Annotated in this window: 11 protein-coding genes; 7 read left to right on the top strand and 4 right to left on the bottom strand. The window is 35.4% G+C overall.

Going from position 1 to position 20,695, the window contains the following annotated elements:
* The 7 genes from AB674_RS22915 to AB674_RS21060 form a co-directional block, all read left to right on the top strand.
* Positions 1-390, top strand: a 390-nt coding sequence (locus AB674_RS22915; protein WP_047779265.1) for a DUF5977 domain-containing protein, incomplete at its 5' end; no start/stop codon positions are given.
* Positions 354-1,292 carry a DUF5977 domain-containing protein gene (locus AB674_RS21085; RefSeq protein WP_131701569.1) on the top strand — a complete coding sequence of 313 codons (939 nt, stop codon included), beginning with the start codon at positions 354-356 and terminating at the stop codon, positions 1,290-1,292. The genes AB674_RS22915 and AB674_RS21085, both read left to right, overlap by 37 nt.
* 59 nt (positions 1,293-1,351) lie before the next feature.
* Positions 1,352-3,706 (top strand): VWA domain-containing protein, encoded by a 2,355-nt coding sequence (locus AB674_RS21080; RefSeq protein WP_082210690.1) that lies wholly within the window; start codon positions 1,352-1,354, stop codon positions 3,704-3,706.
* Complete coding sequence (locus AB674_RS21075) at positions 3,707-4,432, top strand: hypothetical protein (RefSeq protein WP_047779262.1); 726 nt, start codon at positions 3,707-3,709, stop codon at positions 4,430-4,432. It abuts the gene before it with no gap.
* A gap of 10 nt (positions 4,433-4,442) precedes the next feature.
* Positions 4,443-15,830 carry an RHS repeat-associated core domain-containing protein gene (locus tag AB674_RS21070; RefSeq protein WP_131701568.1) on the top strand — a complete coding sequence of 3,796 codons (11,388 nt, stop codon included), beginning with the start codon at positions 4,443-4,445 and terminating at the stop codon, positions 15,828-15,830.
* Between the two features lie 12 nt (positions 15,831-15,842).
* Positions 15,843-16,364 (top strand): suppressor of fused domain protein, encoded by a 522-nt coding sequence (locus tag AB674_RS21065; RefSeq protein WP_047779260.1) that lies wholly within the window; start codon positions 15,843-15,845, stop codon positions 16,362-16,364.
* A 611-nt stretch (positions 16,365-16,975) separates the two neighbouring features.
* On the top strand, positions 16,976-18,022 hold the full coding sequence (locus tag AB674_RS21060; RefSeq protein ID WP_047779259.1) for a tyrosine-type recombinase/integrase: 1,047 nt from the start codon (positions 16,976-16,978) through the stop codon (positions 18,020-18,022).
* Between the two features lie 118 nt (positions 18,023-18,140).
* Here the strand turns inward: AB674_RS21060 and AB674_RS23260 are convergent, their stop codons facing one another.
* From AB674_RS23260 to AB674_RS22070, 4 genes are all read right to left on the bottom strand, one after another.
* Entirely contained in the window at positions 18,141-18,389 is a 249-nt protein-coding gene (locus AB674_RS23260; RefSeq protein ID WP_410471215.1) for a hypothetical protein, read from the bottom strand.
* Between the two features lies 1 nt (position 18,390).
* A complete protein-coding gene (locus tag AB674_RS23255) occupies positions 18,391-18,741 on the bottom strand; it encodes a transposase (protein WP_410471214.1) in 351 nt (116 codons plus the stop codon).
* A gap of 293 nt (positions 18,742-19,034) precedes the next feature.
* The gene (locus AB674_RS21050) at positions 19,035-19,517 is read right to left on the bottom strand and encodes a hypothetical protein (RefSeq protein WP_047779258.1); all 483 of its coding nucleotides are present in this window, start codon (positions 19,515-19,517) and stop codon (positions 19,035-19,037) included.
* A 10-nt stretch (positions 19,518-19,527) separates the two neighbouring features.
* Complete coding sequence (locus AB674_RS22070; RefSeq protein WP_262487217.1) at positions 19,528-20,619, bottom strand: RHS repeat-associated core domain-containing protein; 1,092 nt, start codon at positions 20,617-20,619, stop codon at positions 19,528-19,530.
* Between the last annotated feature and the right edge of the window lie 76 nt (positions 20,620-20,695).

Here is a 20,695-nt window from a genome sequence, read left to right as displayed (position 1 = left end):
AAGAACAACTGTGGTGCAGGCGGAACGGGATCAGTGGTTGTATATTCAAAAACGATTACGTCTATTATTTCTCAGGCGGATGCGGATACTATAGCACAAAATGATGTAAATGCTAACGGGCAGGCGTATGCCAATGCCGGTACTAACGGCAGCTGTAGTTTTAAGAACGTTGCTAAAAGTGGCTTTGTAAGAAACAATTGCGCTGCAGGCGGAACGGGATCAGCAGTAGTGTATACAGTAGCAGCAGGAAAATATACAGCAGCTACTCAGGCCGCCGCCGACTTGTTAGCACAAAATGACGGCCAGGCCTATGCCAATGCCAATTTTTTTCTTTTACCAAAAACAATTGTGGAGTGGGAGGCACAGGCTCGGTGGTTATCTATACGGTAGCTGTAGGAACATATACAGCCGCTACACAGGCAGTAGCAGATGCTTTGGCTCAGGACGATGTCAACAAAAACGGGCAGGCGTATGCCAATGCGGGTACCAATGGCAGTTGTAGTTTTAAGAACGTAGCGAAAAGCGGTTCTTTTACCAAAAACAATTGTGGAGTGGGAGGTACAGGCTCGGTGGTTATCTATACGGTAGCTGCAGGAACATATACAGCCGCTACACAGGCAGTAGCAGATGCTTCGGCTCAGGACGATGTCAACAAAAACGGGCAGGCGTATGCCAATGCGGGTACCAATGGCAGTTGTAGTTTTAAGAACGTAGCGAAAAGCGGTTCTTTTACCAAAAATAATTGTGGAGTGGGAGGGACAGGCTCGGTGGTTATCTATACGGTAGCTGCAGGAAAATATACAGCCTCTACACAGGCAGCAGCAGATGCTTTGGCTCAGGATGATGTCAACAAAAACGGGCAGGCATATGCCAATGCGGGTACCAATGGCAGTTGTACTTATAAGAGTACAAAAAGTAGTTATTTCGTAAGAAACAATTGTGATACCGCTGGAGGAATGGGATCAAGTGTAGAGTATTCGGCAACAGCAACCTCCAATATTTCGCAGGCAGATGCAGATGCAAAAGCATGGGCAGATGTAAATAACAACGGGCAAAATTTTGCAAATATTCGTGGTAAATGTGAGCTTGAGACACAGGTGTTCCATTTTAGAGGAAATGGTCAGGGAAGTTATATCGTTTATATTGATCGTTATGGAGACGAGGTAACGAGTGAATTAAGTAACTGGGGAGTGGGGCCTTGTGGTGCTATAGTAGCTGTAAGTATTATAAAGATTTTTAATGGTTCAGCATGCTCCGGAGGTGAAGAAGTTGAGCCCGGCGGAGGTGAATAAGGCCCTCCTGAAAGAGGGATGTGATAAGCGTTGATGCACGGCAGTAATATATAATAAACATGATGAATTATTTAAAAATAGAAAAATACTGGTTTTTGATTTTGAGTGTAGTATTTTGTTCTTTTTCTTCTTCGGCTAAAGAATATAAAGAGCCTGTAATAAACTCAATTTTTGGAACCGCTTTCTCTGGTTTTTCCTCCGGAATTGACGTTGATGGAATTTCTGAGACCCATTGCCTGAACGAAAAAGTTAATTTCACATTTGAGACTACAGGAGTTAATATGAGCTATGTTTGGTCAACGGCAACTGTTTCCGGACAAGTTGTAAATCGTTCTACTGCAAGTGCGAGTGGAGACTATTCGTATACTTTTACAGCTCCCGGAAGTTATACGGTTAAATTAATTGTAACCGACGCTGAAAATTGCAGCAAGACATTTACAAAAAAGATTTTCGTAGTAGATTGTACGGAAGAAACGTCTTGTGTGAACAAAGCGATAGATTTATCTTTTGAAACGGCTTCTGTAAATAGTAGCTTTAGTTGGTATGTCATTAAGGAAGGTGACACACAACTTTTAAATCCCGTTACAAACACAACAGGTTTGTATACTTTTACTCCTCTAACTTCGGGTAATTATACTATTTATCTAAAGACATACGAGAAGGAGCAATGTACGTTTGAATTTACTAAAAAAGTAACAGTTAATACTTGCGAAGATTTTGTATCCTGTACTAAAGACAATCCAAACACGGCTACTATTAAAGCTATTTTTACCACTTTGGCCAATAAACTGGTCAATCTTCCGGCAGCGGAAATAGGAAACGGATATACATGTGATGAACTAAAAGCACTGGCTTTCTATATAAAAGACGAGAAACCCGCTATATACAATTTTGTACACGATAAACAACAAGGTTTCATTGCATTCTCTTTTTCAGATCGTTCCGGTTATGATGTGAGGATTGCGACAAATGGGGATCGTATTGCAGATTTTAGTTTGGCTAATTATGAATCAAATGAAAAGGCAACTAATCTGATTACTACTCCGGCTTCAGCATTTGAAAGTTCGGTAAATCATATTAATTTTTGCTCGTCTTTATATTGTGTGGATCACATTGCTTTTGTTCTGGACGAATCAGGTTCTATAAGTGAGGATCAGGCGGCTAAAATTAAAAAACAATTAAAAAAATACATACAACAACAGGCAGACGATAATGACAAGCTGCAATCGAATATTTATGTTTCGATGACCGGAATGTCCGATAGTGACACTTTTACCAGAACAGATAATATTGAAGCTACAAGGCTGTCTAATTATGACCCGGTTACTTTACGAAAATTTAATGATTGGATTGAAAACTATCGTAGCCGCAGCGGAAAAGGGATAAGTGCTTCTTCGGATTATTGGAAAACGGCTTTAGATGTGGCATTAAACGCTCCGATGAAACCAAATGTTGTAATGATGATTACAGATGGTTGCCAGACTAATGATGTAAAAGCATTAAGAGATCAGACCATGGCTCGATTCAGCAATTCTAAAAGTGCTCTTTTTAACAATCCGGATAAGCCACACTTATACGTAGTAGGTCTTGAAAACGGATTTTATGTAGATGGTGGCACAACTACAGCTGCTGTAAACCGAAATGAAGACCCAAATTATGTTCAGATAGTACCTGCTGAAACTACCGAATCAAGAGTGGCTCCGGTCTTAAGAACATCGTTGCAATATCTGTTAAGTTTTGATAAAACGGAATTTCCGATGGATAAAAAAGAAGATTTTCGCTATGATTTTTATGGTTACGAAAATTTTGACGCACTGGGAACTCTTGAGAATGAAGCTTTTTTTTCTGATAACTTAAAGATGAGTGAATTCTCTTGTGGACTTCCTACCGACAAAAATTATTGTTCGGACTGTCTTTCTTTTCAGCCAAAACCTAATAAAGAATATCTGTTAAGTGCATGGGTTAAAGAAGAAACCGCCATTCAATTAAAAAACTACGAAAATGCGGTAATCAATGTAGTCTTTTTTAGCAATGTCGACACTAACGATATCAGATACAAAATAGGAATGGAAAGCTTTACCGCTAAAGGAGATATTATTGACGGATGGCAAAGAATTACAAGCAAATTTTTAATCCCTGAAGAAACAAAAACCATAGGAATCGAGCTTGAAAATAAAAGTGCCGGGATCCCTGTTTATTTTGATGATATCCGAATACATCCGCTTGATGGAAGCGTAAAAACATTTGTATATGATGCCGAAACCTTCAAACTGATGTCTGAACTTGACGAAAACAATTATTCTACTTTTTATGAATATGATAATGAGGGTGGTTTAGTTCGCGTAAAAAAGGAAACCGCAAAAGGAGTTAAGACCATTCAGGAAACCCGTTCAGGTAACATTATTAACAAGTAGATGAAAGTTATGTTTTATAAAATGATGCTGTTTATCAGTTTTCTAACAATTGCTACAACTGGATACAGCCAAACTGCAAACGAAGTTTTGCAACAAATGTCGAAACAGTATAGTAGGACTGAACCCCTGCAATACAATTCAAATTATGTTTTATATAAAACGGCCGAATCTAAAACAATAGAGCAGGCCTATAAAGGAATCTTTATAAAAAATGTTGCTAATGAGGTTTATATGAAAATCGATCAAACCGAGATCTTGAATTCTAAAACTATAAATGTAAAAATAAGTCATTCCGAAAAAGCAATTCAAATTGCAGATCCGGTTAAAAGCTATTTTGGAAGTTTTGACATTAAACCCCTGTTGGATTTATGCAAAATAGAAGCTATTAAAGATTTTAAAACCTATTGGGAGATTACTTTGAAAGCCAAAAATTATTCAAATCTTCCCTATTCGAAGATAGTCGTGCACATATCAAAAAAGTATTTCATAGAAAAATCTATTTTTTATTATAGCACAGCCGTCAATTTTTCTAAAGATTATCGTAGTCCAAAATCCTATTATCCAAGATTAGAAGTTATAAATACCAACTTTAACAGGAAAGCGGTTAACAACACATTATTTACAACCAAAAACTATTTTGTAGCAGTAAATAAAAACAAACCGGTACCGGCAGAAAGATTAAAGAATTACGAAGTAATTGATCAAAGAAATAGTTCCAATAAATAAATTAAAACAGATGTATATCAACAAATATTTAATAACACTTGCATTTGCTCTGTTTTCGTTATTGACTTTTGCACAACAGGAGACAACTTTAAGCCTTAAAAAAATTGGAAATCAACTTCAGGTACAGGATAGTATCTATGTAAAAGATTCGAAGTTCGCCGACATTAAAAAACAAAATCTGTTTACTTCTGTAAATCCAAATGTATCGGTGCATTTTGGTTTTATAGACGATAAAAGCAATACAGCAGAATATCAAAAAATATACTCCTGTGAGGTCGAGTTAACAATAAACCCTTATGATAACTCTAATCGTAAAATCGCAAGTTATACTACCGGCAACGGAGATCGTGTCAACTATCCTAAAGAAATTAAACTAAGGATAAAACACGATAATATGACTAAGGGAATTGAGTTTAACGATTATGTTGTCTATAATCTTCCCGGAGTTCATTATGCTAATGCAACAATAAAATCAATTAAGTACTACGATAAAGATAATGTAAGCATTGCTGTAGCTAACTCATCGGCATATTTGGAGCTCATGTTTACTACAGATCGTTACTACAATCTGCAGTTTAGCAGTACACAAACCAGCTCTGTACTTCCTTTACAATATCAATTTTTAAAATCTGACGGAACCTCTGTCAATAACGTCAGTAACGGTGCGGAGGAGATTGTTATTTCGTGGCACAAGGATCCCGTGGCACCTGCTGTAGAGTATGAATTGGAATGGACCTGGATTGATAATTTTGCTGCCGATGGCGGAACATTAGCTGTTAATCAAATTCCGTTAAGCAATCAGGACTTCAAATTAAACAGTACGAGAATTCAAACCAAAGACACCTCTTATAAAATTCCGATTGTTTATTCGAAAGGATATATTGTATACAGAGTGAGGCCAGTTGGACGATTTTTGGACAATATCACTAAAAATTATTACGGAAACTGGACTTCGGGAGTTGCGACATCACAAGAAAAAGTTGGGGACTGGTCTCATTACATAACAATAGATCAAAACCACGAGGAGGGAAAGAAAAACTGGCAATACCAATCTTCTTTTGCTGAAGATGGAAAGAAGAAAGAAGTAGTAAGTTACTTTGATGGTTCTTTGCGTAATCGTCAGACCGTTACTAAGATCAACTCTACTAATAAAGCAGTTGTCGGCGAAGTTATTTACGATAATCAAGGCCGTCCGGCTATTGAAGTATTACCGGTTCCTGTAGAATCATCAGGTATACACTTTTATTCCGATTTAAATAAAAACCAGCTGGGCACATCCATTTTTACCCATAATGACTTTGATTGGGAAAACGAAAATGATAAAGAATGTACTCCAAAGCTGATCGATGGAATGTCTGATGCAAGTGGTGCCAGTAAGTATTATTCGGAGAAAAACCTTCTTCAGGACAACCATCAGGATTTAGTTCCTAAGGCAGATTTACGCCCTTTTTCTCAAATTGAATATACACCTGATAATACAGGCCGTATTAAAAGTAAAGGTGGAGTAGGAAAAGAGCATCAAATCGGATCGGGTCATGAAATGAAATATTTCTATTCAACTCCAAGCCAAGCAGAACTTAACCGACTATTTGGTTATAAGGTAGGTGATGCAACACATTACAAAAAAAATATGGTTATTGATCCAAATGGACAAGTAAGTGTGAGTTACTTAGATCCACAAGGCAGAACCATTGCTACTGCTCTTGCCGGTGACAAAAAAGGAAACTTAATTGCGTTGCAAGACGAAGGAGATAGTACTTTACATGAAAGAATAAAAGAAAGTCTGCTGGATAAAAATGTCAAATACGCTTCGGGTAACAATAGTATAACGCAAGATGGATTTAAATTAGATAATTCTGTTAATCTTGGGAAAGAAGACATTGTTGGATATACCTACAGTTTTGATAAGATTATAGGAAGTTATAATGACAGTTGTTTAAGTAATAAATATTACCCTTTTGTATACGATTGGTCGATAAGTATGACCGATGATTGTGCCAACGAGTTATTGATTGGCGAAAACGGAGCTGATCTTTCTGCTAAAATTGGTAGTTATAATATAAGTGCTTATGCTCCTGTTACTTTAGAAAAGACGTCGGTATTATTTGAAGGTAAAAGAAAGAATTCAGACAATGGATTTGATCGTTTGGGAGTAGGGACATACAGTTTTACCAAAAATCTTCAGATTGATACAGCCGTTTTAAATAAATATGCTGACGATTATGTTAATGAATTAAAGAAGGGGACAGCATGTAAACCTGTTTTGGTCGAGTTTCAAAAAGTTATCCAGGAATTTGATTGTAATGTAACTTGCAGAAGTTGCGAGGAAGCTCTGGTTACGGCTAATTTAGAGAATGAGTTAACTAAGAATGCTTATAAAGCTAAATTTCCTTTAGATGAAAGCAGTCTTGGAGATACAGGTAGTAGAGAATCGTTTATTGTACTTGCAGAAGCAAAGTATGTAAGTGCCAATATTCCTGCTATTGAGCTTAATGTAGAAGAATTAAATGCATATAAAAAGCATTTAGCTATCGAATTTAGAGCTTTATTAGCCAATTGTAGAGAGATCTGTCAGCAGCCGGCAAATCTTTGCGCTATTAATGAGGAAACTTTACTGGCAGATGTCAGTCCAAATGGGCAATATGGTTCTGTTGCGGGGCTGGAAAGAAGTGCTCCTATAGATAAAGATGCTCAGCCAATTCCAGAACTGGAGGATGATGGAGAAATTTTAAGTGTTTTTAATGAAAACAATAAATTATGGTACGGAGGTTACAAAGATACAACCTATCCCGATCCTAACGATGTTGATATTGATATCCCGACAAAAGTTTCAGAATACAACTGGAGACATCCTTTCGGAGGTTCTTACAAAGATGAAAACAATGAAACTGTAAAGGTTACGGTTATAAAAAATGAGGATGGAACATTCACCCCCGCTTTAAGACCTTTTAATGAGGATGAAGTTGTTCCTGTTACAAAGGACCCTTTAAATGATGATCCTAATGTATTTTTGGTAGAACCGCAGCACTTAAACAGTGTGACCGATTTTCTGGAGCTTTGGCAACCAAGCTGGGGAAAAGCATTAGTACCGTATCACCCGGAATACCAATATTATTTATACAATCTGGCCGTTTGCCAAAAAATAGTAGATGGAAATAATTCGGATGGTTTTGATGACAAATTAAGAAATCTGGAATACTTAGACCCGGCAACTGGTTTGGTACAAAACAATGTTTTTTCTAACGGCACTGGAATGGTGTCTATGATATTGAGTTCAGGCGGAACTACTGACCCATTTTATAATGGTGCTCATACCGCTGAAGACGATATAGAATACAATTTAAGAAAGAAAATCATAGTAGCAGGTTTAGGAGATTATTCAACTATAAGCGGGAATTTCGACGGAATGACATTTAGAAATTCTCGAGGTGCTGTAATAAAAATGAATATGCTGCAGACCGCCTATTTCTTTGCCGCTTATTCTAACGGAATTACGCCTGTAACAGCGTATGAGGATGTACTTACCAAGAGTAACGATAGGTTACTGGAAGGTATTAATAACTTGCCGGACAATTATTTAAAACAAAGAATATGGTCCAACTTTAAAGCATATTATATTGCCCTTAAAGAAAAAACACGTACCGTGTTTGCACATATTTATGCGAATAAAAAGCAAATGAACAACAGTTGCATCGGGGACGTAAAAAACACCGATTCGTATGTTACGTTCTTAAAAAAATACGATGTAAATTATAATGGTGTAACGATACCTGGAATAATCGAGTCGTCCTTAGCCACAGCACCAAGTATTCCGGCAGGTTTTGCTGGTTTGGAACCAATCTGCACGGGCGAAACGGCAGTTTATTATGCAGACAAGAAAAAACGTTTTATGCCTTCAGATTACGGGTATGATTCGGGATTAAGTGATGTCGAAGCAATGGCAAGTGCCGATGCAAAAGCAAATGCTAATTTATTCCTTGAAACCGGAAAATGTCCGTTAGGCTTAGACATGGAAATGTTTTTAAAAGGACTTATGGATCGTACGATTCAGCCAAATGGATTATTGGTAAATACACCGGCTTCGAGCATGCCTTATTTAACAGAAGGAATCTATAAAGCACACATAAACCCGGAATTTGATTTGACTAAATCAACAGCCGCTCCAAGAGTAATTGGTAGAAAAGACAGAGACAATCTAAACATCAGTTTTCACCTTACTGAAAACGCAACAGATAGTATTGCATCTTCTATTGTTTTAAAATTTGTAAGTTTTAATCCTAAAGATAATACATATCGTAATCCATGTGGAGAGGGCATAGAGAAGCCGAAGTGGGAAGATGTAGTTGGTGTAAAGAATTTTCATTATGTAGAGTATTTACCGGCAAGCAAAATTTTTAAGTTTAGAATTCTTGCTACTATAGTGCGCAGAGGAACTACGCCTACCTGTATCACACCTGAAGAAGTTATTATTGAAGGATATACCAAAGCTGCCGTTGGAGAATGTCATTTTGCCGGAGGTTCCGGTGTTGGTGAAGTAATTGCATTTGAAGACAATCAGTGTAGCAAAAAAGACCAGTTTAGTGCGGCCTTAACAAATGTATTGCTTGATCTTCAGAGAAGCAACAGTTTAGCAACAACACAAATCATTACAAATAATACCGCTTTTACGACCGGTTATTTAAAATCGTATTTCGGAATCGCTGCCACAGATGTAGTAAAATGGAATTATGACGAAGTAGCTGACGAGAGAATTTTCTCTATCAGTGTAAACGATACGCTTCGTATGAAATTAAACGGCGGAAGCGTTAGCACTGCTATTCCTGCGATTAAAGATTTGTTTATAACCAATTTAAAAGAGGGCGGAAAAAGCAATATAGTCAGAGTAGTTACCAGCAGAGGAAATGGTTTACTAAAAAGAACCGAAACAAAATCATGGACCATAACAGCAGGAAAAAATAACGCCTTGTATTTTGCGTGTTGTGCGCCTTGTGGCGAAGACGATTTTAATGGTGATGGGTATGGAGATAAATGTGGGGATCCGAATGTTTTGCCTGTTGTTAATGCTTGTCAGCTTAGTAATAAAGCGGAAACTGATTATGAAGAAAATTTAAGAATCTTTATAAATAAAATAATAGCTACTGGATTTATTTATCAGGATAAACTAACGTCTCAAGATAATGAAATAACTCAATTAATTAATGGATCAAATCTTACTCAAAATTTTCAGGTTATAAGAAATAATTATTTGATATCTGATCCTACGGGGGTAAATAGAACTATTGACCTTTATAAGTTTAATGCTGATTCTAATATAGGTGATAAAGGTATTAAGATTGTATTTAAAAATTATAATGGTAAATACGAAGCTGTAATTAATATTACAATAGATAATTTTTCGTCAATAGACGTAATTAATTCACTTGATTTCATTGATTCAAATAAAAATATAAGAATTAGTTATACTGATAAAAATGGAGTAACAGCGATTAAAGAAGGAAATATAACAAACGCTGCCATTACAACAGAAGCTTCTAGTGGTAGTGCGCACGGTACAAGTGCGAAACTTTGTGAATTTTTAACCAGTGCCTCAGTTAAAACGGTTTCCTGTTCTAATTTCGTTCTGGATGAGATAATTTTAGAAAATGGGTTAAAGGATGTCTTTAATGAGTTTTTATCCGGAAGTTATAGAGGTACAGTAAATGGAAATAAGATTACATTCGGGAAAGAACCTAATAATGCAATGAGCCAAGCTGCTTCATTCAAGTATAATATTCCGGTAGTATCGAAATTTCTAAGCGATTCTAAAATTAAAGAACGATGGGAAAACATATTAAAAGGTTATCCTTCTAAAAATTTTACAGCACCTGTTTTATTTGATGAGTACAGTATACTTGTTTCATCTTCTGGAATGTGGTTATCTTTTAATAATGACCCATATTCTGGTGCAGAAGACAATGCTTACCATGGAGATATTCGTATTGAATCTAAAAACAAATCTGATAATTTCAATAATGTAAAACATATTAATTCGATTGATATTAGACCTAATAGTGCGCAGACTTTTAGTAGTGTAGTTGATGTTAATTTTACAGATAATAATAATAACAATGTAGTTATTAGGGATGTCGGTTTTGATTTTAGTATTCTTATAATAAAGAATGGGCCATTTTCCTGGAGTGGACAGGGTATTGACCTATGTCGTTTTTTTGATAAAGGTGAACCACGAACCACTTTTAAATCATCAAAAACAGTTGCAAAATCATCTATTACATTAAAAACAGGCTTACCAACCTGCAACGCCCTATGTATCCCTCCAACAGTAGCTCCGGTAGTTTGTGGAGACAAATGGAATGAATACAAAACAGGTTTACAGGCACAAATGCCAACTTATGAAATTCCAAAAAAATTAAAAGACAACGGAACTTTCTTCTGCGAGGCTAATTTTGGATATATTAGTTCAGATTACCTTGCTTATTTAGCGAAGTTTGAAGTTAAGACCGCTAAAGATCCTCTGTTCTTAACCATTGCTGAATTTGGTAGCACCAACTTGAAGTACGGAAATGACCAGACTCCTTTTGTCATCAATGCGTATCATACCTACATTAAATCTATAAATGTAAACGGAGAAGTAGAAATACAAACATGGAGTGATTTTGCAAATTCATACGTAATAGCGAATAAAATTTGTGCGCCTGCTACGATGGTACCTTCGTTTAGTTTGGATTTACCTAAAGATAAAGGAGAAACAACACCTTGTGAAGTTTATCAAAATGCCATTAATCAGACTAATGCACAGCAAGTTTCCGATGCGTTTTATGCCGATAAAAAAGAGGCTTTTAAGCAAAATTATCTTAGAGCAGCCCTTGAAGGAATTAAAGAAGTAGTAACAAAAGAAGCAGTTGATAAAGAATATCAATACACCTTGTATTATTACGATCAGGCCGGAAACTTAGTGCAGACCGTTCCACCGGAAGGAGTAAAAAGACTTTTGCCGGCTTCAGACGAAACGATTAATAAGGTAAGAGAAAAGAATTCAGAAAAAGTAGATACAGCAGCTGTAGATGGTGTACCGGTAAGTCCGGCGCATTCCATGAAAACCGAGTACCGTTACAACTCATTGAACCAATTGGTTTGGCAGAAAACTCCCGATGGAGGGGAGACTGTTTTTGCCTACGACCTGTTAGGCCGAATCATCGCAAGTCAGAATGCAAAACAAAAACTGCAATCGCAATTTAGTTATACACGTTATGATGCCCTTGGCCGAATCTTTGAAGCAGGTCAGTTGCAAACAAAAACAGGACTTACACTAAAGATCAACGAAAATGGAAGATTAGAAAATGCAGCAGAACAACTGGTTGAAGTTGATGCTGTACTTAAAACAATCAATTATCCGTATAATATTACCGACCTTACAGAACAAGTAACAAAAACGATTTATGATAATCCTTTAAAAGACACTCAAAAATGGTTTACAGCTTACGGTTCTGATAATAGTCATAAGCGTGTAACCGCAGTTTTATATTTTGATACTCTTGGCAGTCAATCACCTGTAGCAGGTTATGCAAACGGTATTTTCTATGACTATGATGTTCACGGAAATGTGAAAGAATTGGTACACCATATTAACAATAGCGAAGGATTGAATCTAATGAAGAAAACTACTAAAAAAGTGGTGTACGATTACGATTTAATTAGCGGTAATGTAAATAAGGTAACCTATCAGCCTAATGATTCTAATGATCAGTTTATACACCGTTATGAATACGATGCAGACAATAGAATTCAACAAGTATATACCAGTAAAGACAATATCATCTGGGAAAAAGAAGCGAACTATCTTTACTATGACCACGGTCCTTTGGCACGTATTGAACTTGGGGACAAACAAGTTCAGGGGCTTGATTATATCTATACCTTACACGGTTGGCTAAAAGGAGTCAATTCAGAAAGGATTAATATCGCACAAGATGCAGGTAACGACGGATATAGTGTGGCGCAGGATGCCTTTAGTTTTGTTTTAAATTATTACACAGGCGATTATAAGTCTCGTGCCGGTATTGAAAAAGACAATTTACTTTTCTATAACAGGAAACATTTCCCTATAGAAAAAGTGACCAACAATTTATACAACGGAAATATCAAAGAAATGATGACTTCGGTGTTGGATGAGACCCAGCATCCTTTGCCGGCTCAATTCAATTCTTACGAGTACGATCAGTTGAATAGAATAAAGAAAATGACTTCGAAGTGGCTTGCTCGAAGCATGATGTATGATAGTTATGAATCTAATTACAGTTATGACAAAAACGGGAATTTAAAAACCCTTTTCCGTTCAGCACCTACTGAAAATGGAGGTATAAAACCTATGGATCAATTAACCTACCACTATAAGGCAGGAACAAATCGATTAAATAGGGTAAATGATGTTGTACCAAATGCAGAGTTTTCTAATAGTAAGACCAATCCTGATGACACCTCATTGGATATTGACAATCAATATGACAAACGTAATCCGGAGAATCCCGATTATAAAAATTATGAATACGATGATATCGGTCAGCTAACACACGATAATCAGGAAAAAATAAAAATTGACTGGCGTGTTGACGGAAAGGTTAAATCGGTTACAAAAGAAAATGGTACTATTGTTAGTTTTGAATACGATGGTTTAGGAAACCGAATTGCTAAAGTTGTCAAAACACCTACCAAGACCACAACTACTTTTTATGAGCGTGATGCCCAAGGCAATGTCCTGGCTACTTATGAAATGAACAAAACAGGTAATCAGGTAACCTACGATCTTATCGAACATGATATTTACGGAAGTAGCCGTCTTGGAATTGAGAAAGGCAGAAAATCAATCAGCGAAGCTACCATTCCGTCAGCACTACGAAAAAGTGTTGCGAGTAGTAAATCGCTTGCCAGTGCAGCAGAAATGCCTATTACAGCTAATACTGCAACAGCGGTTCCTACCCAGTCAGGGTTAAAATTTGATGCCGTAACAGATGCTGTTGTATGGGATGAAAAGGCGGAAAATGATATTAATTTATTTAATCCTTCTCTGCCATTAACAAAGTCAATAACATTAAGTGCACATTTAAAGATTGACCCGGCAAATGCGCTTAACTCGACTGGTCTTGTTGCCGCATTACACGGGGCTTCAATAAGAGGGGACAATTGGCCTGAGGATCGTACAGATTCGTATTTAAACTCTGTCCTATTATCGGTTACAAAAACAAATGATGGAGGATATTTGCCAACGGTTTCACTGGTAAATTATAGAAGAGGACATTATAAATATAAACAGAAAGGAGCTACATTTGGTTTCAGAAATTACAAATACATAACGAATTTCGAAATTAAATCAACCGCAATTCCGGAAGATGAATGGGATCTTAAAGCAGTAATCTCTGATGGTAAGAATGGTACATATACCGTAGAAATAATGGTAAATGGAAACGTTTACCAGGCAATAGCTTCTGATCCAATTATAGCAGCCTCTGGAAGAATAAAGGTAGAAGGTCTAAGAAGAGGCTCAGATAAACTTCACATTATAAAACCTGCAAACTCTTTAGGGGGTACCACGATTAATTACTATCCTGCAATGAGAAGAGATCCGGGGGGAAGAAGTACGTATAATGCTCTTCTGTCTGAAATCTGTGATTTTACATATTCAGTTAAAAACGAGCAGTTACCTGAAGATGTCGTATCAAACGAATATTCTTTTGATGAAGGAGAAGGCACAACAGTTCAGTCTGTTACCGGACCAACAATGACTCTAAAAGGGACTACTTTTGGCAAAACTTATTGCGGTCCAAAAGATGGTGATAGGGATGGTGACGGTTGGATCGATATAAAAGATAACTGTCCGAAGATTTTTAATCCGGGTCAGGAAGATGATGATAAGGATGGAGTTGGAAATGTTTGTGACAATTGCAAATATCCAAACCCGCTTCAAATAGATAAAGATCAGGATGGAAGAGGTGACGGTGATAAACCCGGAGATGTAGGTTGTGATAATTGTACAGAAATGCCTAACTTTGATCAAGTTGATACCGATCAGGACGACGTTGGTGACGTTTGCGACAATTGCAGATTAGTAGCGAACCCATTACAAGAAGATGTAAACCAAAACGGAATCGGTGATGTCTGCGAAGGAGTAGCACAAGGAAAAGGCGAAGAAGCCATTCCGGGAACTCCATTACCGTTCTACCGTACAGTAGGAGACAAACGTTATGAATTAGCGAACCATTTAGGTAACGTTCTTTCGGTAATTTCAGATCGTAAACTTTTTAGTATTAATAATCATTTTACACCGGACGTTTTTAGTTATTCAGATTACTATCCTTTTGGAATGCTAGTGCCGAATAGACATAAAAGCATTGATGATTATCGTTATGGGTTCCAAGGGCAGGAGAAAGATGATGAGATTAAGGGTGGTGAAGGGAATTCGTTGAATTATACTTTTAGGATGCATGATCCTAGGGTTGGAAGGTTTTTTGCGGTAGATCCTTTAGCTAGTGAGTATCCTTATAATTCACCTTATGCATTTTCTGAAAACGACCCTATAAACTATATTGAACTAGAAGGTTTAGAAAAATCTCCTACCAAAGCACAAGTGATAACAGCTACTAGAAGAGCCACGTCTCTTATATCTGCATTTAATTCAAGATTAAGTTTGATTGCGGCAAGAGGTACTGCTGATGCATTCAACAATGCAAATTCAATTGGACTTTCTGATGTTTTTGGAGGAGATAATTTAGATGATTACACATCTTTAGACGAAAGGAGAGCTTATACAGCAGGAAGGATTATTGGAGATGTTGCTGCGATTGCTCAGGGAGGTATTGAAGTTGAAGGTGGTTTAGGAGGTGCCGCAGTAGGTCTTGCAGGTGGAGGAGTTGGAGCTCTTCCTGGATTAGCTGTAGCAGGGCATGGTGCTTTAGTAGGTGGAACAGCTGGAATTGATTTATTAAAGACCTCTGTTCAAATTACTAGTATGGTTGAGCCAAGTAGTGATTCAAATCAGAATTCTTCAGATGAGTCTGATTCTAGCAATTGGGAAAGACGACCTAAATTTAGAAAAAAGACAACTAATGATGCTGTAAAAGAAGCAACAGATAAAAATGGTAAAATGACCTGCGTTAAATGTAAGACAGAGGTGACAGGTAAGAAACAAGCTAATGGTAAAAGAGATTTTCAATTAGGACATACTGATGGCAACGAGTGGGCAAAGCAAAAAGATAAATATAATAGCGCAAGGAAGAAAACAGGAATAAAAACGTCAAGAAGTACTGTTATTGATGAATATCAAAAAAATGTAAAAGTTGAATGTGTAACTTGCAATACATCCGATGGGGGAAAATATGGGAATACTCGAAAAAATTCAGGAAAATAGAAAAATCAAAAAATGTTAAAAAAAATAGAACAATTATTAGAAAAAAAACCAGAATTATCTGAAAAAATTATTCTTGAAAATGAATTTGAAATTGACTTCCTTACTTTTAACAATAGACCGTTTTTAGGTGCTACTTCAATTATTACTCAAGGAATAAGAAAATTATCAAATTGTGATAAAGATATTATTTTTATATATTCAACATTCAGTGAATCTGTAAATTTTGAGTTAATATCTTTAATTGCAACCTATTTGGATTTGCATTATTTTAAACAAGATTATCATATAGATTTTGGTGATATTTTATATATAAATAATTTCAAATTAATAGCTGGTACAGATTTTGAAGGGTTTTATACTTTGCATCCAAGCTATTATGAAGGTATATTAGAAAATGATAAATATATTTGGTTGCTACCTATATTTAAATCTGAGTTTGATTACATAAAAAAATATGGTTCAGATGCATTTCAAGAGATTATTGAAATGAAAGACCCAGATTTATCGGATTTGAAAAGATTTAGTATTATATAACCCCCAGCTCTCCTAAGAGTTCTACTGAAAAGCTGCGCAAATGTCCCAGCTCTTCGAAGAGTTCTAATTGCGAGCTGTGCGAATGTCTCCTGACTTCGCACCCACAATCTAAAGCAAACAAAAAAGCCACTTCATTAACGGAGTGGCTTTTGGTTAGTAAGAAATGATATTCTTAATCATTATATTTTTGGTCAATTACTCGACCTGCTGTTTTACTATTGTGATGTGTTGTAAAGGTTTTGGCTTCAATTTCATCATGGGTCTTGTTGTGTTGTTCATCAATAAACCATTGCAATACTTTTTTATGAGTGTCTTTTCGTTGGTTAACAGTTCCCCAGCTCTCCGAAGAGTTCTAATGAAAAGCTGCGCAAATGTCTCCGACTTTGCGCAATTTTTTTTATTAAGAACGTAGATTTAATAAAACAAACAAATCGCTCTAATTGGATGATTTGTTTATGAATCAGATGACAAAAAAATCTTTCTACGTGCACAAACAAAGACATTTTGCAAATAACAAATGGAGTTATTTTAAGTTTAGATCTGCCAACTTTTTTATTTGTCAATAACGGATTTTACTTCTGATAGTTTGTACTTTTGGCAAAAATTAAAACATGAAAAAAACGAGTCTAGTTATTCCATTATTTAAGCAATTTATAAGGGAGACCGAAACAGGTAAACGACTCAAAAAAAACGGAGAGAAAATTAAGGCAAGCTCCATAGAAAATTATAAATATGTATTACAGAATTTAGTTCAATTTTCGAGTGATACACAAATGGAGCTCCGCATTTGTGATGCCACAAAACTGGATAAACGGGAGTTGCAATCTGAGAAAAACTACTGGAAAAAATTCTATCAAAAATTCACAGATTTCCTATACAAAAAAGGCTGTCATGATAATTATGTTGGTGCTAATATTAAGGTAATCAGAGTTTTTTTTAATTACTTAAAAAATGACAAGGATTTAAATACAGGAGATTTCCAGCGTTTGTTTTATGTACGAAAAGAAGAAATTGAAATCTTTGTACTTTCACCGGAACAACTTAAGTTTTTAATACATGACAAAGAATTCGAACAAACACTTATTCCCAGTTATAAACGGATCAAAGATATTTTTGTTTTTGGTTGTACAACAGGTTTACGTTATTCGGATATCTTTTTATTGAACAATAAAAACTTTGAAAAAATGGAAGGCGATTGGTACTTAAAACTCAAATCAAAAAAAACGAAAACGTTTAGTTTTATCAAACTTTCTGCTTATGCGGTAACTATTTTTCAACATTACAGTACTACAAATAATAAAACGCCGCTTTTTGGAAATACCAGTTTATTCAATTTTAATAAAAGTTTAAAACATATCGGAGAACTTGCCGGCTTTACATCTCCAATAGAAGTCTCGCGGGAAAAACAAGGCAAAACACAACGTATCACTAAAAAAACGGATACTTCTAGAAATCGGTTTTGCGATAAAATGAGTTCACATATGATGCGACGTACTGCTATAACAACGCTCCTTATTTTAGGAATGCCGGAACATTTGGTTCGCAAAATTAGCGGGCACAGTCATGCGAGTACCTCATTTAATCGTTATGTGCATTATGCACAAGCTTATATGGATAAAGAAATTGAGAAAGTACATAGTAAATTGGAGAGTTATTAAACAATACAACTACTTTCCAGTTTCCCGAAGAGTTCTACTGAAAAGCTACGCAAATGTTTCTGACTTTGCGCTTTTGCGAATATTTTTATAATCAAAAGTTTTCTTAATATCGTTGAATTTAATAATGATTATTTCTAAAGACAGATTTTAAATTCAAAACATCAATTATTGGATTATCCGCTTTCTCAATAGTTAGTAATCCGGAATCATTTGTATAATTACTGGCACTGGAATAAACATAATCTGGTGCTTTGTTGACATAACCTGCTCTCACGGGATTTAAATGGATATAATCTAATTTTGTCCACATAAATTTATTGCTATAAATTTCTTCTGCGTGATTTCCGTATTGCCAAAACTGATACATTTTATTTCTGGTATGTTTTTTTTGCAGCCAATTTAAATCGTTCCAAAATCCATTCTCTTCTGCTTTCCGGATTGACTTGAATACTTTCAAGAATTCTTTTTGCTGTATATTTTTTAAAATCTCTGATTAAATCAGATAATTTACCCTCTTCAGATTGTACGATCATGTGAATGTGATTACTCATAATAACGTAACCGTATAAAATCATTCCTTTATTTGCAATGCAATAATCTAAAGATTCAATTACAATATCTCTATAACTTTGGCGTGTAAAAACATCTATCCAGTCTACAACTGTTGGCGTTATAAAATGTGGAAGTGTTTGATCTCTTATTATGTATCCTTCTTTCATTATTTTTTCAAACAAAAATATAAGATTTAACTTATGTTTAATATATTTCTATGAAATAAATAAAAAAAGCCTGGAGACTCCTAAGAGATTTATGTTCTTAACAAAAAAATTGCGCAAAGTCGGAGACATTTGCGCAGCTTTTCATTAGAACTCTTTGGAGAGCTGGGGATGAGTAATTATTGCTCATCCTTTCCTAAATTATTTTTAATTATCATTCTTTTTCAATACGTTATAAATATAAAATCTTATATCACTAACTCTGAAACACTACCGATACATTACCACATTACCGTTTATCTTCTTAAAAAATCTTCATAACTAATAGTTACATACGGTCTATCTAATTTTAACCAGTGCAGCTTTTCTTCATTTAAAATACAACTTTCAAAAATTTTACAAGCATTTTCTTTTCTGTACCAAAATTCTCCATAATCAATTACCACTTCATCTAATAATATTTCATCTATTCTGTATAAATCAACTTGATCATCAAAAATAGTGACGAATTTTTTTTCAAAATTTATGACTTTCTCATAATAGGATTTATGGTTTAAAAATTGCCCGTACTTGATGAAAAGCTTTATGAAATTAATTTCACCATCAAAATCAATCGTTATTTCTTCTCCATTAAAAACTCCTTCAAAGGTAGAATATCCGGGATCAGCTCCCATATCATTGTAATATAAACTATGACTACTGAATTTATCTGAATTTTTAAGAATTATATCATATAAGTCATAATTTTTTTTTTTTATTACATAAACAATTAAATGCATAAATATATAATTAAAATGTTATTATATGTGTTTCGTTGTTACCGCTCAAAAACATAATTGTACCGGATGTACCAGCTTTACCTTCAGCTTTTCTACTTTTCAATGACGAATTTGTAAAATTCTTAAATCCTGCCATAAACTCATCTAATGATGTCCCAACACCGGTTGCATCAATTATTGTATATCCATTTGTACCAGCTTGTTTTGTTCCGTCTCCTATATTCTGTTTTATTGAATTAAGAGTATTAACCGATAATCTTTTGCTCTCTGCAGCAACTTCTCTACCTAATACATTAAGTGTTATTTCGCCACCTCCATTAGCTATACCTTCTCCTTTTATTATAACATCAAATCCTCTTTCACTTAATTCTCCGGCAGTAGCTTTCAATCGCTCTAAAGATTTTAATTCATTCTTACTTTTATTCGCAAATTCAAGAGCATCTTCTGTAATATTTATTACTCCCTTAGTAGCTTCCATTTCACCTTTTCTTGCAAATTTCCATACTTTGCCAACAGATGAACCGCTTATTACTGGTAAGAGAATTCCAGCTACGGCAAACCCTTTATCTAAACTTGATGCTTTATTCCCTTTGGTATTAATTGCTTTATCGCCTCTAGTACCCCAAGTTACAAGTACAATCGCATCATCAACATCAGTAAACTGCAATACATCACCAGCTACATCAATAGAAGAATATCCAAGTACACGCATAAACTGTTTTACTGGCTTATTGCTATCTTTTGGATGTGCAAGAGCTACTTGATTAGAGTTTTTGAAAATTTTCCCCAACCAATAATAAGTTACAGGAGAAAAAGTAACACCCCTAAACATTTCTAAACCTTCTAGTTCAGTTGCATCGATTACTCTATTCGAACTAAAAGAATATGGGCTGTTCCATGCATAATTTCTATATAACGGATCCACCGCAAAAAACCTACCAATCCTCGGGTCATGCATCCTAAAAGTATAATTCAACGAATTCCCTTCACCACCCTTAATCTCATCATCTTTCTCCTGCCCTTGGAACCCATAACGATAATCATCAATGCTTTTATGTCTATTCGGCACTAGCATTCCAAAAGGATAGTAATCTAAACGTATCTTAAATCAATAAATACAGGAACTTAGCTATCTATAAAATACACCTAAAATCACATTAAAAGGCATTTTTTCGCTT

Source organism: Flavobacterium sp. ABG, from assembly GCF_001027725.1.
Classification (GTDB): domain Bacteria; phylum Bacteroidota; class Bacteroidia; order Flavobacteriales; family Flavobacteriaceae; genus Flavobacterium; species Flavobacterium cupriresistens.
This window is presented reverse-complemented; position numbering and strand designations above follow the sequence as displayed.

Bases quoted from the DNA above. Each gene is read 5' to 3' on its own strand.
- AB674_RS21080 (WP_082210690.1), top strand. From the start codon at position 1,352: ATGATGAATTATTTAAAAATAGAAAAATACTGGTTTTTGATTTTGAGT.
- AB674_RS21075 (WP_047779262.1), top strand. From the start codon at position 3,707: ATGAAAGTTATGTTTTATAAAATGATGCTGTTTATCAGTTTTCTAACA.
- AB674_RS21070 (WP_131701568.1), top strand. From the start codon at position 4,443: ATGTATATCAACAAATATTTAATAACACTTGCATTTGCTCTGTTTTCG.
- AB674_RS21065 (WP_047779260.1), top strand. From the start codon at position 15,843: ATGTTAAAAAAAATAGAACAATTATTAGAAAAAAAACCAGAATTATCT.
- AB674_RS21060 (WP_047779259.1), top strand. From the start codon at position 16,976: ATGAAAAAAACGAGTCTAGTTATTCCATTATTTAAGCAATTTATAAGG.
- AB674_RS23260 (WP_410471215.1), bottom strand. From the start codon at position 18,389: ATGTATCAGTTTTGGCAATACGGAAATCACGCAGAAGAAATTTATAGC.
- AB674_RS23255 (WP_410471214.1), bottom strand. From the start codon at position 18,741: ATGAAAGAAGGATACATAATAAGAGATCAAACACTTCCACATTTTATA.
- AB674_RS21050 (WP_047779258.1), bottom strand. From the start codon at position 19,517: ATGCATTTAATTGTTTATGTAATAAAAAAAAAAAATTATGACTTATAT.